Here is a 15,238-nt window from a genome sequence, read left to right as displayed (position 1 = left end):
AGAGTTGGAACGCAGAAGGATGGAAAAAGCCGCCGTCCAGAATATGCGAAACCAACTGGTTAGGTACTTAAAGCCCGGAATGGTTCACATCGGGCTTTTTTTTAGCCATCGGAATCAGGGTTGAAGCAACGCGACGAGTGTCTGTCAGAAGTTTAACCAGCATTGCAGCAAAGGCAAAAAAACAGACATTTTTTGCCCTGTTAAAAAATCCAGATAATATTTGAGCTGCCTGTTCATTCTGGAAGTGTCTTTTAATAGAGGCTGAAAGCTGGATCACTCTTTGCTTTCTTCTGAAGGGTTTAAGTCATTTTCATTCTGCTTTGTATCAGGAAGTTGCTTGCCTTTTCGATGCGCTTCTGTCTGATAGGGCAGCTGTTCACAGTTCTCGAAGGTTGTTCCACATGACTGTTGTTGATCATCCTCTCCGAGCGCTGGCTCATCATAAGTTTGTGACCCTGTGTGGAATCTTTTTTTGTGACGCTTGAGGGCTGAAGCGCTGACTGAGACCCGATCGCATCGGTGCTCCTTGCCATCCGCCCTGACCACTGTCTCGTTACAATGGTGTTGCTCGAAGAGACTGGATCTTCTTCTATTCAGACTGCTGACGGTGCTATGTAAGCGCTTGGGTTGCTTCTTGTAGGCTCTTCTTTGCTCCTGCGGTTCATTTTCCGGCTTGATAAACGATGCTGTAAGGGCGTACGGCTGAAGATCGTGCAGGGCTTGAATGAGATCACCCATTCGTGCGTATTGCTTGCTTTGTTCTGGTGTCACTGCAGTTTGGTTTGTTGGAGTTTCTGCGGCATTCAGCGACCTCTCTTCTGATGACTCGCCGCTATCAGATGATTGTCGTAGTTTACAAACGCCATTACAGGAGTCGACGTGACAATTTAAACCCAAAGTGTGCTGTTGTTGTTCGGGGCCTTTGTTGCCGTCACCGGAGCCCGAACGGTAGGTGAGAGTGGCTTTAAGCAGCGTGGTTGAATGAGAGGCTTGCTGACCGGGTGATGCTGATGGCTGGTTTGGTTCCTGGCTTTTTTGTTGACCACGTCCGGGGAGCATCATCGTGGTGATCACAAACGGATCATCCTGACTTGCCTGCAGTTGCCCTATCGGATTGAACAGCGGTGAATCGGTGTTCCAATAGCTTTGCAAAAGTGAGCCGACAGCGACAAGCGCTTCTGCAGGTACCCCTGAATAAGGTTTGGCGCTCAGCATAGCATCACTGGTGGTTATAATCAGTTCGTAAGCAACCAGAAAATGAGTGGCGTAAATCAATTTCCACGAGATCGACTCAAATAAGGAGGTTTTTACCCCGCAGCCAAGTCTGTCTGCTTTCTCTTCTGGCGGCAAAATTGCTTCTGCATAGTCGTTTATATCAGTAAGGTATGACGGGGTGCTCATTAAGGTGTGCGGGTCTTGCAGTATAGAAAAGCTGCCTGTTGGAGAGCTTTCATCCTGCTGCAACTCGACAACAAAGCCTCTTTTAAATGATTCGGCCTGGCAAATAGCGGGCAATGAGAGTAACAGCAGCATAAGACCTGCAGAGAGTGGTTTTCTGAAAACTCTGTCATTGCATCTATTGGAGAGTAGGTTTTTCAAAAATCTATCCTTACATCTATTTGTGTTTTTGTAGGGAGTAAAGATAGACCAGGAAAGTGACGCATCTGGAAAAGAAACGTGTTTTTCATTCGAGTACCAAAAATTGCGTCTCAGTGTCTAAAAACCAGGCGGACCCTATGTTTATTCGGCTTGCTGCCCTACCAATTGTTTCTGCCTCCTGATAAATTTCCCTCCTTTTAGTGGCTGTTGTAAAACTCTGGCACCTATGCTCAAAGGCTCTCCTGGTCCCAGCGTGGAAATGAGTTATTGGAGTTTTGCAGCAGCCTCTTTAATGGATGGAGTGAGTATTTTTCATGCCGCGATTAGCTGCCAGTGTTCAATACGATGGTTCCCGTTACCATGGTTGGCAGAGTCTGAAGTCAGGGCTTCCCTCGGTTCAGGCTGCTGTAGAAAAGGCGTTGTCGAACGTAGCCAATCATCCTGTCTCTGTCGTTTGTGCAGGAAGGACGGATGCCGGGGTGCATGGTTGCAACCAGATTATTCATTTTGATACTGAGTCCGTTCGTAGTGGTTATGGTTGGACATTTGGAGGGAATACCAACCTGCCGGATGACATCTCCTTCAACTGGGTTCAGCCTGTCAGTGAAGACTTTCATGCCCGCTATTCTGCACTGTGGCGCAGATATCGCTATGTGATTCTTAATCGACCGGTGAGACCCGCTCACCTGCCTAAAGGTGTCACCTTTTACTACCGGCCACTGGATGTAGAGTTGATGAATATTGCCGGGCAGCAGCTTATTGGTGAGCATGATTTTGATGCTTATCGGGCGGTACAGTGTCAGGCGAAACATGCGGTTCGTGAAATTCAGCATCTGAATGTCTACAGACATGGCGATATGGTGGTGATTGATGTCAGGGCGAATGCTTTTCTTCATCATATGGTAAGAAACATCACGGGTGTTCTTCTGGAAATTGGTGCGGGCAGAAAACCACCGGTCTGGGCAAAAGAAGTGCTGGAGGCCCGAAAACGTTCTGAAGGAGGTACTACAGCCAAGCCCCATGGTCTTTATTTTGTTGATGTGGGTTATCCGGCAGATTTCGAACTGCCAAAAAGTGAACCGAATCCTTTCTTCGTAGCCTCGACGCTGCCCTGGTGACCTGAAAGTCACTTGACAATCGGGCTGGCAAGAGGTCTTTTTATTATATAAAGCATTTGTCTTTATCGATTGATATTTTTATAGCCAAGGAAATAGGCAACCAGGGATGGATTATGAGAAAACGACATCGGTCTACAGCAGGCTTTATCGTCTACGTTTTAGTTTCATTGGTCTTGAGTGGGATAGCTCGGGCCGGATCACTGGAATCGGGTGGTCAGGAGGAGGGAGTCTGTCTTCAGGAGGGGTCCAAGGATCGAGACCAATGGAGTCAAAATATTAGAAAGAAGTTTAACTGGCTACCTCACTTTAGCAGTGGAAGGATGGTCTATTCCCGTTCTTGTGATCAGAGCAGACTGCAGGACTGGGAGGTGGATGAAGATGAGGTGGTTTCTCTTGAAGGCAGGACGCTGAATGTTTTCCGATGGCGCAAGCAGTTCTATCCGGTAGCGTCTGAGCGCAAATTCGGTGTCCTTTATCCGGTTCAGTACCTGCAACAACGTTTGAGTTTTGAGTTCAGAAACAGTCGCTACTGTCTGATATTGAACAAAAACAAGCGCTTTGAAAGTCTTTCCTGGGAGCAGTGTCTGCAATCTGCCGAAACCCGCTGGTTATTTGATCTGCCACCCGATCCTGGTGAGGATGGCTTGATAGGTTTAGCTGGAATTGACAGTAATCAAGATGGTGTTCGTGATGATATTGAGCGGTTTATTGAGAAAACTCTGACTGATTCTGAACAAGAAAAGAAAGCAGCCAGGCAGCTGGCGAAAGTAAGTCAGAAGAAACTAGAGAATGCCTATGACAGAGAAAGAATTATTGAGTTGGACGATGAGTCGGGTGCGGCAGTTATTTGTCTATGGCATGTGATGGGCAGGGATGCAACGGCGTTTCGCCATAAAATGAAAGCGAAAATGTATAACACGTCAGAGCGTATAGAAGCATGGAATAAAATGAATGGCCATCTAAGTGGGGTGCCTTATACGTTACCGGAAGATTTTGCGAGTCAATGTAATTTTGCAGTGAATGGTTCAACCGAATAGTTCTGGATGAGTCACTGTCTCAACTTCTTTCAGGGATGATTATGAAGAAAGTAATACTCTTGTTTCTTGTGTGCTTTAGCTTGAATTTATGGGCTGCAGAGTGTCCTGTTTCAAGACCTGATTTAACAATGGCTTATGGTAATGGGATGTTTAACGATCGGGAGGATGCCGTTGAGTCCCAGATTATGCTGAAGGAGATGATGGCAAGTCAGCTTCCCGGCTACCGGGTCAGCTATAGGCTCTCTTATAACCACAATGAAAGTCTTCTTGATCAATTGCTCGAAGTGGCGCGACAAAGACTGCTGCAGGATTACAGTAATTTTTTTCTGTGGCTTGCAGGAATAGAGTTGGCACCTAATTGGTTCCGGGAAGGATTGGAGCTGATAGTGATCAGCTATGATGCATTCAGTTATGTGTTCGATAGTGACCTTCGCAAGCATATTAGTCAATACACGCAAGACATCAGCCAATGCCGAAAGGTTTTGCTGGTGGCTCATTCTCAGGGGAACTTTTATGGTAATGAGTCCTGGCGTTCGGTTTATCAGACTTTCACTGCTGGCATCGCCTGGGATCAATTGAAGTTAATGGGGATGGTGTCAGTGGCTACTCCGGCCAGTCAGGTAGGCTACCCCTTGAGTTACCCCGTTGATCAACAGAGTGTGACCCGATACCTGACGCTTTCTGATGATCTGGTGATTAATTTATTGAGAAGTGTTGCCTTCGGACCTCTGCCCGCCAATGTAACAAACAGTACTGTGAGCGACGACTGGAAAAATCATAGTTTTGGAATGAGTTATGTTTTAGGCGATCCCAGCGGCCAGATGTTGAGGGAGCAGATCAGAAGTGTTGCTTATAGTCTTGAAACCTTACCCTTTGATCGGCAGCCAGTAGACTCAACTGCGCTGGCATCTGCGGGCTATGATCCAACAGCCCGGATACTGGAGATCCAGTTTGTGGGTAGTGACAGTCTCTATCGATATTATGATGTACCTGAGAGCGTTTACCAGGATTTGCTGTCTGCCGAATCTGTCGGTCGCTATTACAATCTGGCCATCAGAGGACAGTACCCTTCCAGGCGTTTGAATTGAAATAAGCTTTACTCTTGATTTGGCTCTTGTCTCTTCACTATGAGACAAGGGTCGGCTGTTTCTGCTAACATCCACGTTCTGCTTTCTGATCCTGTTTTTTTCCTTCTCCTTGAGGAGGGGTATGGAAGCATCCTGTTCAATGACTCCCATCGCTCACTCATCAAAGAAGCCGTATTTAACCGGTTTGTCTGATGACCGGGAGAGTTCACTGTTATCGAATGCTTTAGGCGTTCTTTACTGGAAATAGGCACATACGGGAGAGGTATCGTTGAAGACTCGGATCAAGGTCTGTGGAGTCACCTCTGTAAAAGAAGCACTTGAAGCGGTTAATGCGGGTGCCGATGCACTGGGTTTGGTGTTTTATGCACCCAGCAAGCGGTTTGTGTCCGTTGGTAAGGCTCGAGAAATTGCCAGTGCGGTCCCACCCTTCATCACTCTGGTGGGTTTGTTTGTTGACGCTGAAGAAGCGGTTATCCGGAACGTTCTGGATCAGGTCCCCCTGGATCTGTTGCAGTTTCATGGCAATGAGACCGATCAGGAGTGTGAGCGATGGCGAAGAAGATATATCAAGGCACTCAGAGTACGTCCCGGGACGTCTGTTGAGGAAAGTGCTGCCGCTTATCCCGGTGCCAGTGGTCTGCTTTTGGATTCTTATCGTAAAGGTATACCCGGTGGAACCGGTGAGGCCTTCGACTGGCAGCTGATACCCGACAGTCTGGATAAGCCTGTTATTCTGGCGGGTGGCCTGAATCCTGAGAACGTTTCGCAAGCCATAGAACAGGTTGCGCCCTTTGCTGTCGATGTCAGCAGTGGTGTAGAGAATGACAGGGGTAAAGACCCCGAAAAGATGAAAGCCTTTGTCGAGGCGGTAAAACAATGACTGTAGATTATAAAAAGTTGCACGAACTGCCGGATGAATCCGGCCATTTTGGTCGTTTTGGTGGACGTTATGTGGCTGAAACGCTCATGTGTGTCCTTGAAGAGCTGGAATCGACCTACAAGAAGCTTTGGAATGATCCGGATTTTCAGGCTGATTTTGACCGTGATCTGGCTCATTACGTAGGCAGGCCTTCACCGCTCTATCATGCCGAGCGGTGGTCTGAAAGTCTGGGTGGTGCTCAAATCTACCTGAAGCGTGAAGATCTGAATCATACCGGTGCCCACAAGATCAATCATGCCATTGGTCAGGCTCTGCTGGCCAAACACATGGGGAAAAAGCGGATTATTGCTGAAACCGGTGCCGGCCAGCACGGTGTGGCCACCGCTACTGTTGCTGCCAGACTGGGTCTGGAGTGCATCGTTTACATGGGCGCTAAAGACGTAAAACGACAGGCGCTGAATGTCTACCGAATGAAGCTGCTTGGGGCCACTGTGGTACCGGTCGAGAGCGGCTCTCAAACACTGAAAGATGCCATCAACGAAGCACTGCGTGACTGGGTAACCCGTCCTGAAGAAACCTTCTATATTCTGGGAACGGTTTGTGGTCCACATCCGTATCCGGAAATGGTGCGTAATTTTCAGAGTGTTATTGGTCGTGAGGCTCGCAGGCAATGTCTGGAAATGACTCAGCGTCTGCCTGATGCGCTGGTGGCCTGTGTGGGGGGTGGCTCTAATGCTATGGGATTGTTCTATGAATTCCTGCCGGATGAAGACGTCAAAATCTACGGTGTTGAGGCCGGTGGTCACGGTGTTGAGTCTGGAGAGCATGCCGCAAGAATGTCTGGTGAAAGACAGGGCGTTTTCCAGGGGCAGCGCAGTTTCCTGATGTGTGACGACGATGGTCAGATAACTGAGAGCTATTCTGTATCGGCTGGACTGGATTATCCGGGAGTAGGGCCAGAGCACAGTCATCTCAGAACTGTGGGTCGTGCAGAGTATCCTTGCGTGACAGATGATGAGGCCCTGGCGGCATTCAGAAGCCTGACACGTATGGAAGGTATTATGCCGGCGCTTGAGAGTTCTCATGCCCTGGCTTTTGTTGAGCAGCTGGCTCCCACCATGGCAAAGGATCAGATTATTCTTGTCAATCTGTCTGGTCGGGGTGACAAGGATATTCACACCGTGGCCGAGATTGATGGACTTACGTTCTAAGCATTCAAGGAGAAATCATTATGAGAATTAAAACATGCTTTGAGCGATTGTCTTCAGAAGGTCACAAGGCTCTGATGCCTTACATAACAGCGGGTGATCCGGCCAGTAAGACCGTAGACGTTATGCACAAGATGGTAGCCAGTGGTGCTAACCTGATTGAGCTTGGGTTTCCGTTCTCTGACCCCATGGCGGACGGGCCGGTGATTGCAGAGGCTCACGAGCGGGCATTATCACAAGGTGTTACATTGAATGACGTTTTTTCAATGGTAACTCGCTTCAGGGAAAACGATAATAATACACCGATTGTCCTGATGGGCTACCTGAACCCGGTTGAAATCATGGGTTATGAGGCGTTTGCTACCCGGGCAGCTGAAGCCGGTGTAGACGGTGTACTGATTGTTGATCTGCCTGCGGAGTTTGCCGGTGATCTGGTTGAGCATTTAAAGCCCAGACAGATTGATATGATCAACCTGATTACGCCGACTACCACCGATGAGCGTATTCAAAAGATCTGTTCTGTTGCTTCAGGGTTCGTATATTACGTTTCTGTAAAGGGAGTCACAGGCTCGAACAAGCTGGATCTGGACAGCGTTCAGTCCAGAGTGGCTCACATCAAAGGGTTTACCGATCTGCCTGTAGGGGTAGGATTTGGTATTCGTGATGGTGAGTCTGCCGCCGCCATTTCTTCGGTTGCGGATGGTGTGGTAGTAGGGTCCCTGCTGGTCTCTGAGCTGGCTAATTATGAAAGCCAGGGGGATGGTGCTATCGACCGGGTTTCTGACCATCTGGAAGCCATGCGTCAGGCAATGGATAAAGGTTAACCCAATGAATTAAGGCGATAGAAAATGGGGGATTGCCCTGAATATTCAGGTGCCCCCTTTCAGTCTTGCTAACAGACAGGAAGCGTGAATGAGTAACTGGCTAGTCGACAAACTGATACCTTCGCTGTCACGCTCTGCGAGTCAGCAGAAGAGCAGCAATGTGCCAGAAGGATTGTGGCGCAAGTGTGTTAAGTGTGAGTCGGTATTGTATCGTCCAGAGCTTGAGAGAAATTTATACGTTTGTCCAAAATGTAATCATCACATGCGCATCGGTGCCCGAAAGCGTCTGCAGTATTTTCTGGATAAAAACAGCACAGAAGAGCTGTTCTCTGAGATAGAGCCTGTCGATAAGCTCAAGTTCCGGGATTCAAAGAAATACAAGGATCGCCTGTCATCGGCCCAAAAGCAGACGGGGGAAAAAGATGCTCTGGTGGCCATGAAGGGCCAGCTTGATGGCTTGCCTGTGGTCGCTGTGGCATTTGAATTCAGCTTTATGGGTGGGTCAATGGGTTCTGTTGTTGGCGAGAAGTTTGCCCGTGCGGCAGAGCTGAGCCTGGAACTCAAGATTCCTTTTGTGTGTTTTTCTGCCAGTGGCGGCGCTCGTATGCAGGAAGCCTTGTTCTCCCTGATGCAGATGGCTAAAACCAGTGCGGCACTGGAGCGTATGAAACAACGCGCGGTACCTTATTTCTCAGTGTTGACAGATCCAGTTTATGGCGGTGTGTCTGCCTCTCTGGCAATGTTGGGTGATGTGAATATTGCCGAGCCTGGCGCCTTGATCGGTTTTGCCGGTCCACGGGTAATCGAACAGACCGTTCGTGAAAAGTTGCCGGAAGGCTTCCAGCGCAGCGAGTTTCTGCTAGAGCATGGTGCCATCGATATGATTGTTGATCGAGGCGATATGCGTTCGACGATTGCTCGACTTTGTAGAAAAATGCAGGGGATGGGCCCTGCGCCTGCTGAGCCGGATTCAGATTTTAGTGCAGTTGAGGAAGAGGTGATTTCAGCGGCTGGGTGAGGTGTGATTAGAATAAAGAAAATCATGCCTTCCTTGAGGGAGGGAGTTGAAAGTCTCTAGTAATGAATCGATAAGCTAGTCTGGCCAAAATTCATCATTGATCACCTGTTCAAAGCGCCACTCGCATTGTGTTGGGAATGTGGCTTCTTGCAGGCCCGTTTCCTTGAATGCTGTGATCTTCGCAGCGTTATAAGCTTCAGCAAAGATCTCAGGGAATTTGGGTTTGAGTCCGGGGTTTTCCTTGATGAGTTTTTTCAGACGGAATCGTTGTTCTTTGACTGAGCCTTGCCAGCTTGCGCTCCTGTTTTCGGGTTGAAATTTCCACTTCAAAAGATGCATGAGCAAAACGTCCAGTCGATGACTAAGCTGGCGATATTCACTTCTGCCCATGCTTTCGATTTCCTCGAGAATGTTATCCAAATCCAGTTCTCCCAGTCGACCCTGACGGATTAAGTTGGCTTGTTGCTGCGTCCAGCTATAAAAATCAGTTTCGTAAAGCTGCTGAGTCATCGAATTGCCTCATAAAGGATTCATCCAGAGCAAGATATAGAATGATTTGGGCAAATATGCAACCATTCGTCCTTCACGATGTACTACCAAGGAATCCCTGCATGACATACCAGCAAAACAGTCAGCCTCCCTTCGAGCAGCTGTCTGATTGGCTTGACTGGTTGGAAAACACCCGGCCTGAACACGAAATGGAACTTGGATTGGACAGAATCAGAAAGGTGGCCGAAAGACTGGATCTTATCAAACCCGCTCCGCTCGTAATCACGGTAGGTGGTACCAATGGCAAGGGATCAACGGTCGCTATTCTAGAGTCCATTCTCCTGGCGGCTGGTTATAAGGTCGGCGTTTACACCTCTCCGCATCTACGCAGATTCAATGAGCGAATTAAAGTTAATCGTGTTGAAGCGAGCGATGAAAGCCTCTGTGACTCTTTTCAAAAAGTAAATGACGGGCTGGGTGGTGACTGGCTATCCTATTTCGAGTTCGCAGTCCTGTTGGCCGTCGATGTGTTCAGGAAAGAAAAAGTAGATATCGCTCTCATGGAAGTTGGACTTGGCGGTCGTCTCGATGCCACCAACATGATTGAGCCCGATATTTCAATTATTACAACAGTAGGGTTGGATCATCAGGACTGGCTGGGTTACAGTATTGAAGCGATAGCAAAAGAAAAAGCAGGAATTTTTCGCTCTGAAAAACCAGCAATATTTGGTGGTGTGGAGACGCCAAACAGTATCGTCGATCAAGCTGTCAGACTGGAGTCAGCTCTTTACAGAAGAGATAAAGAGTTCGAGTTAACAGAAGAAGACAGAACATGGAGTTGGAAAGGTTTGAACAAAACGGGTGATTGTATTGATTATGTTGGCCTCCCTGTGCCTGCGTTAGTCATTGATAACGCTGCTACTGCTCTGCAAGCGATTCAGTTTTTACCTCAAGTTGTAAACCGTGATGCCATCGTAGAAGGTTTAAAAGCATCGCACCTCCCTGGTCGCTATGAAAAAGTCCTTGAGACTAATAAAAGCGGGGAGGAAGTTCAGATTGTTTTCGATGTTGCTCATAACCCCCAGGCAGCAGCAAAGCTGGCGGAGTGCCTGAAGTCAGACCCGGTATCAGGGAAGACTCGTGCACTGATAGCTATCTATAAAGACAAGGATTATCACGGAGTGATTGAGTCACTGTCTGAAGTGGTAGATGAGTGGGTTGTTGCTGATTTCGACTCACCCAGAGCACTTAATAAAGTCGATCTCAGTGAAGCAGTGGCCAGATATTCTGGTCTGCCTGTCATCGCTGAAAATGCAGAACAAGGTTTCCAGCAACTTAAAGAAGAGTCAAGAACCAGTGACAGAGTGCTTGTTGTTGGTTCGTTTTTGACGGTTGGTGCAATTTTGAGCATTGACAGTTAGGTGTTCCTTTTTAAATAAGAATTCTGGCATGAGTGTTACGTGCTCATGGGTATTTTTATAAAAAATATTTGTATTTAGACGTGTGTTTTGGGTGACAGGTACTTGTCAGTGTATGTATAACTGGTACTCTTGTTGTGCTACTTCATGACATCTAGAGAAGGCTCTTGGCTAACGGTTGCCTGGTTTTTGCGTGCCCGTCAGTGGTTGTGTAGTGAATAAAAATTAGACGGTTTTTAAGCTGCTTTTCAGAGGGAGGTGTTATCTGGAGGGCGGTAGCGTTTCTAAAAACAATGATTGAGAGAAAGCACGGTGCGATTGACTGAATCGTAGCAGCAAGCCATTGTGACTTTTATTCGACAGATTGATACTGATCGTTTGCCTGTATTAGTGACATTCGTTACAAAAAATATTCCGCCTGATTGATACTATTGACCTTGATGATGTCGGCACCATCAGAGACAGAATCAACTGTTGCAGCTACACTCACCCTGCTGGATATTGCTTGAACGGGTATGAAAAGACTGCCTGTGGTATGAGCCCTGAAAATTCCGGAATGCTTGCTTAATAGATAATAGCGAGAGGTCAATACCATTGAGAATCACAAGCGAACATGCAGACCATATTTGCAACGTGCTTCAGCATTACTTTGGTGCAAAAACTGATATCTGGCTTTTTGGCTCCAGAGTTGATGATAATCAGCGTGGCGGTGATATTGACCTCTATATAGAAACCGACCTGCAAAGCTCGGAAGCAGTTTTTGATGCTAAACTCCATAGCCTGGTGGACATCAAACAGCACATCGGTGACCAGAAAATTGACCTGGTTATTTATCGACGAGGAAAACACCGAGAAGCGATTCATCATGAAGCCAGAAATACCGGGATTTAACTGAGTGGCAGCAGAGCAGGGTAAGGGATGAGTAGCGGTAGACAATTTGTAGACGTCATTGGGCGCACTCTTTGGATTTGTGACCGTCATGCTTTGCGCCTTGAGTGGGTGATGGGCGAAGTGAAAAGATTGTAACAAAGGTGATAAAGAGCCGGTGTCTGATATAAAAGCGATGGTTGAGGGAGTGCCTAGTGCGGCTGAGTGAATCTGAGCGTAAAGCTATTGTGTCAGCTATTCAGCAGTTTGACCCAGATGCCGAAATTTGGCTTTTTGGTTCAAGGGTTGATGATCAGGCCAGAGGTGGGGATATAGACTTACTGATTCTTTCAGATAAGTTGAATCCTGACGATAAAATGAGGATCAGGTTGGCACTCTACGAAAAGCTGGGTGAGCAGAAAATAGACTTGGTCATTGCCGCTGATGATTCCGATCCGTTTACTCGAATAGCATTGGCAGAAGGTGTTTCTCTGTGAGTGAAGGTAAAGTCGGCAAGCAACAAGTAGCAATAAAAGAAGACCAGTTCTTGTTATTGCAGCAGCAGCTGGAAAGCATGAGGCAGATGGAGGAGTTGCTCAAATGGTCTTTGGCTCGCTGTAAGACTGTAAATCTTGAAAAGGGAAGTATGCCAGACCTTGAAGGTCTGGAAAAATTTGAATCCCTCACCGCTCGCTTTGCTCGTTTTAACGACATCTTACTACAAAAAATATTCCGTTTGATCGACGTCATAGACGTGGAGCATGGGGGTACCGTTCGCGACAGAATCAACCGCGCCGAGAAAAAAGGTCTGATTGATAACGCCATTGGATTTATAGAAATTCGTGAGCTTAGAAACAGCATTGCCCACGAATACCAGCCGGAGGCTTTGAGCCGGATTTTTCCCAGGGTTCTTGCATTTGCGCCAGTGTTGCTTGATGTTGCTGACAGGGTTAGGGGGTATTGTCGGCAGTATGATGGTGGTTAGTGCTATGCAATATTCTGATTCAACTGCATAAATAGGCGATATCTCCCCTGAAAGTCACCGTTTGGATACGGTGCCATTTTCCGGATTAAGGAAAATCATGAAAGTTCTAATCGTTTTTGGTACACGTCCTGAAGCCATTAAAATGGCGCCTGTCGTCAAAGCATCATATTCACATCCCAAAATTGAAGCCCGAGTTTGTGTGACAGCACAACATCGGGAAATGCTTGACCAAGTATTGAAGCTATTTGAAATAGAGCCAGATTATGATCTAAATGTCATGCTGCCGGGCCAATCATTGACGGATATAACCAGCAATATTCTAAAAGGTATGGAATCCGTTCTCCACGAGTGTAAGCCAGATGCAGTCTTGGTACACGGTGATACTACAACAACTTTGGCTACTTCACTGGCTGCATTTTATCAGCAAATACCCGTGGGGCATGTTGAAGCAGGCCTCAGAACTGGGAATTTGTATTCACCGTGGCCAGAAGAGGCGAACCGAAAAATTACCACAGCTCTTGCTAAATGGCACTTTGCGCCCACTGAAAGTGGAAAAGCCAATTTGCTGGCCGAAAACATTACGGAAGAGAATATTCTGATTACCGGTAATACAGTCATTGATGCGCTGTTGGAGGTAAAAAATAAACTGGAAAATGATCATGGGCTTAAATCACGTTTCTCTGATCAGTTTGCTTTTATTGCCGACAATTCCAGGCTTATTCTGGTTACTGGACATCGCAGGGAAAGTTTTGGTGATGGCTTCGAGCGCATTTGTGAAGCACTGGCAGTAATAGCCAAGCAGGAACCCGACGTACAGATCATTTACCCGGTACATTTGAATCCAAATGTCAGGGAACCCGTTAATCGGTTGTTGAGTGATATTGATAATATCTATTTGATTGAACCATTGGACTATTTGCCTTTTGTTTGGTTAATGAACCGTTCGGATATTATCCTGACCGATTCTGGTGGAATTCAGGAAGAGTCTCCGTCCCTTGGTAAGCCAGTATTGGTAATGCGTGACACAACAGAGCGTCCAGAGGCAGTAACGGCAGGTACCGTTAAATTAGTCGGAACGGATTCCTCAAAAATTATTGAAACCATCACTACTTTGCTGAATGACAGCAAAATCTACGAAAAAATGAGCAAAGCCCAGAACCCTTTCGGGGATGGTAAAGCCAGCGACAGAATTATCGGTCATCTGATCAATTCATAATTCACATCTTCTTTTTTGCTGCCATATTGCGGCATTTCGTGTGGGCTGGTTTAGGACAAAAGTTACCCATTCCTGGATATAAAAACAATGCATGACTCAACATTTAAAACTGTTTCAGTATTAGGTCTCGGTTATATAGGCCTACCTACAGCGGCCATGTTTGCTTCCCGCAAGATGAACGTTATCGGGGTAGACGTGAACCAGCTGGCCGTTGACACCATCAACGACGGTAAAATCCATATTGTTGAGCCCGACCTGGACATGCTGGTGAGTGCAGCTGTTACTGCTGGTTATCTGCGGGCAACAATAACACCGGAACCTGCTGATGCTTTTCTGGTGGCAGTACCGACTCCTTTCAAAGAGGGGTATGAGCCAGACCTTTCTTATATTGAATCGGCAACTAAAGCCATTGCTCCGGTACTTAAAAAAGGCGACTTGGTTGTGCTGGAATCCACTTCACCGGTGGGTGCCACAGAACAAATGGCGAATTGGATAGCAGAAGCCAGACCAGATCTACTGGTACCACTCAATGAAAAGCAGAGTGGTGACTTGTTTATCGCCCATTGCCCTGAACGGGTTTTGCCGGGTTATGTGGTAAAAGAACTGGTAGAAAACGACAGAGTTATTGGTGGCATAAATAGAGCGAGTTCGGAAAAAGCTATAGAACTCTACCGTGCGTTTGTAATGGGTGAATGTATTACTACCACAGCCCGAACTGCTGAAATGGCCAAACTCACAGAGAATGCCAGTAGAGATGTAGGCATAGCTTTTGCCAACGAACTTTCAATAATCTGCGATGAGCTGGATATCAACGTCTGGGAATTGATCGCTTTGGCTAACCGACACCCAAGGGTGAATATACTTCAGCCCGGTCCGGGGGTGGGGGGGCACTGTATTGCTGTTGATCCATGGTTTATTGTTAGTAAAACGCCGGAAACAGCTAAATTGATCCGACAGGCAAGAGTAGTAAACGAAAATAAACCGGCTTGGGTCATTGAAAAAGTAAAAGAGAAGGTGGATCAGTTTCTGGCAGACCATCCCGGAAAAAAAATGGTTGAGGTCACCATTGCCTGTTTTGGTTTGGCCTTTAAGCCTGATATTGATGATTTGCGAGAAAGCCCGGCGCTGCAAATTACTAGAGAGTTAGTTAACAGCCTGAGTTGTAAGATTGTTGCTGTGGAGCCAAATGTCGATAGTTTGAACGAAGACTTTGAACTGGTGAATCTGGATAATGCCTTTGTTAAAGCTGATGTTTATGTGTTGTTGGTTGATCACTGTCAATTTAAGAAGTTCAAACCGTCGATCAGCTATATCGTAGATACAAAAGGAGTATGGTGATATGGCTAAGAAGATTCTTATTACGGGTGGAGCTGGGTAGGGAAAAATCATGAAAGCCCCCGAAGCCACTGGGCTCAATGGCTATAAGGATTTCTACCTATAGAGTAAAATACACATCCATTGTCTTATACAAAAAAGATTTGGATGTTCTGG

15 protein-coding genes are annotated in these 15,238 nt (G+C 46.9%); 13 read left to right on the top strand and 2 right to left on the bottom strand.

All coding sequences use genetic code 11. The annotated features are described in order from the left end of the window. Nucleotides 1-273: 273 nt before the first annotated feature. Nucleotides 274-1,533, bottom strand: coding sequence for a hypothetical protein (locus ACOJUO_RS23005; RefSeq protein ID WP_422138298.1), 1,260 nt, complete (start codon nt 1,531-1,533; stop codon nt 274-276). A gap of 380 nt (nt 1,534-1,913) precedes the next feature. On the opposite strand from ACOJUO_RS23005, the gene truA reads away from it, so the two are divergent. The 7 genes from truA (at nt 1,914) to accD (ending at nt 8,772) form a co-directional block, all read left to right on the top strand. Continuing rightward, nucleotides 1,914-2,717, top strand: a complete 804-nt coding sequence (gene truA / locus ACOJUO_RS23000; protein WP_422134218.1) for a tRNA pseudouridine(38-40) synthase TruA — start codon at nt 1,914-1,916, stop codon at nt 2,715-2,717. 113 nt (nt 2,718-2,830) lie between these two features. Beyond that, a complete protein-coding gene (locus ACOJUO_RS22995; protein WP_422138297.1) occupies nt 2,831-3,754 on the top strand; it encodes a hypothetical protein in 924 nt (307 codons plus the stop codon). Between the two features lie 128 nt (nt 3,755-3,882). Beyond that, nucleotides 3,883-4,842 (top strand): KTSC domain-containing protein, encoded by a 960-nt coding sequence (locus ACOJUO_RS22990; protein ID WP_422138296.1) that lies wholly within the window; start codon nt 3,883-3,885, stop codon nt 4,840-4,842. Between the two features lie 268 nt (nt 4,843-5,110). Next, nucleotides 5,111-5,722 carry a phosphoribosylanthranilate isomerase gene (locus ACOJUO_RS22985; RefSeq protein WP_422138295.1) on the top strand — a complete coding sequence of 204 codons (612 nt, stop codon included), beginning with the start codon at nt 5,111-5,113 and terminating at the stop codon, nt 5,720-5,722. Then, nucleotides 5,719-6,933 (top strand): tryptophan synthase subunit beta, encoded by a 1,215-nt coding sequence (gene trpB, locus ACOJUO_RS22980; RefSeq protein WP_422134214.1) that lies wholly within the window; start codon nt 5,719-5,721, stop codon nt 6,931-6,933. Before ACOJUO_RS22985 ends, trpB begins: the two co-directional genes overlap by 4 nt. Before the next feature lie 17 nt (nt 6,934-6,950). Then, nucleotides 6,951-7,754, top strand: a complete 804-nt coding sequence (gene trpA / locus ACOJUO_RS22975) for a tryptophan synthase subunit alpha (RefSeq protein ID WP_422137120.1) — start codon at nt 6,951-6,953, stop codon at nt 7,752-7,754. Nucleotides 7,755-7,842: 88 nt separating this feature from the next. After that, entirely contained in the window at nt 7,843-8,772 is a 930-nt protein-coding gene (gene accD, locus ACOJUO_RS22970) for an acetyl-CoA carboxylase, carboxyltransferase subunit beta (RefSeq protein WP_422138294.1), read from the top strand. A 75-nt stretch (nt 8,773-8,847) separates the two neighbouring features. Here accD and ACOJUO_RS22965 read toward each other — a convergent pair whose 3' ends face one another. Beyond that, nucleotides 8,848-9,282 (bottom strand): DUF29 domain-containing protein, encoded by a 435-nt coding sequence (locus tag ACOJUO_RS22965; protein ID WP_422138293.1) that lies wholly within the window; start codon nt 9,280-9,282, stop codon nt 8,848-8,850. 101 nt (nt 9,283-9,383) lie between these two features. Between ACOJUO_RS22965 and folC the strand changes: the two genes are divergently transcribed. From folC to wecC, 6 genes are all read left to right on the top strand, one after another. Continuing rightward, nucleotides 9,384-10,682: a bifunctional tetrahydrofolate synthase/dihydrofolate synthase gene (gene folC, locus ACOJUO_RS22960; protein ID WP_422138292.1), complete on the top strand. Its 1,299-nt coding sequence runs from the start codon at nt 9,384-9,386 to the stop codon at nt 10,680-10,682. A gap of 591 nt (nt 10,683-11,273) precedes the next feature. After that, nucleotides 11,274-11,570: a nucleotidyltransferase domain-containing protein gene (locus ACOJUO_RS22955; RefSeq protein ID WP_422138291.1), complete on the top strand. Its 297-nt coding sequence runs from the start codon at nt 11,274-11,276 to the stop codon at nt 11,568-11,570. A 191-nt stretch (nt 11,571-11,761) separates the two neighbouring features. Next, nucleotides 11,762-12,043 (top strand): nucleotidyltransferase family protein, encoded by a 282-nt coding sequence (locus ACOJUO_RS22950; protein ID WP_422138290.1) that lies wholly within the window; start codon nt 11,762-11,764, stop codon nt 12,041-12,043. Next, on the top strand, nt 12,040-12,531 hold the full coding sequence (locus tag ACOJUO_RS22945; RefSeq protein WP_422138289.1) for a hypothetical protein: 492 nt from the start codon (nt 12,040-12,042) through the stop codon (nt 12,529-12,531). The genes ACOJUO_RS22950 and ACOJUO_RS22945 overlap by 4 nt, the downstream gene beginning before the upstream one ends. A gap of 97 nt (nt 12,532-12,628) precedes the next feature. Beyond that, nucleotides 12,629-13,747: a non-hydrolyzing UDP-N-acetylglucosamine 2-epimerase gene (gene wecB / locus ACOJUO_RS22940; RefSeq protein ID WP_422140093.1), complete on the top strand. Its 1,119-nt coding sequence runs from the start codon at nt 12,629-12,631 to the stop codon at nt 13,745-13,747. Nucleotides 13,748-13,834: 87 nt separating this feature from the next. After that, a complete protein-coding gene (gene wecC / locus ACOJUO_RS22935; RefSeq protein ID WP_422138288.1) occupies nt 13,835-15,085 on the top strand; it encodes a UDP-N-acetyl-D-mannosamine dehydrogenase in 1,251 nt (416 codons plus the stop codon). Nucleotides 15,086-15,238: the final 153 nt, after the last annotated feature.

This window comes from Endozoicomonas sp. ALC020 (genome assembly GCF_049275935.1).
GTDB lineage: Bacteria > Pseudomonadota > Gammaproteobacteria > Pseudomonadales > Endozoicomonadaceae > Endozoicomonas_A.
This window is presented reverse-complemented; position numbering and strand designations above follow the sequence as displayed.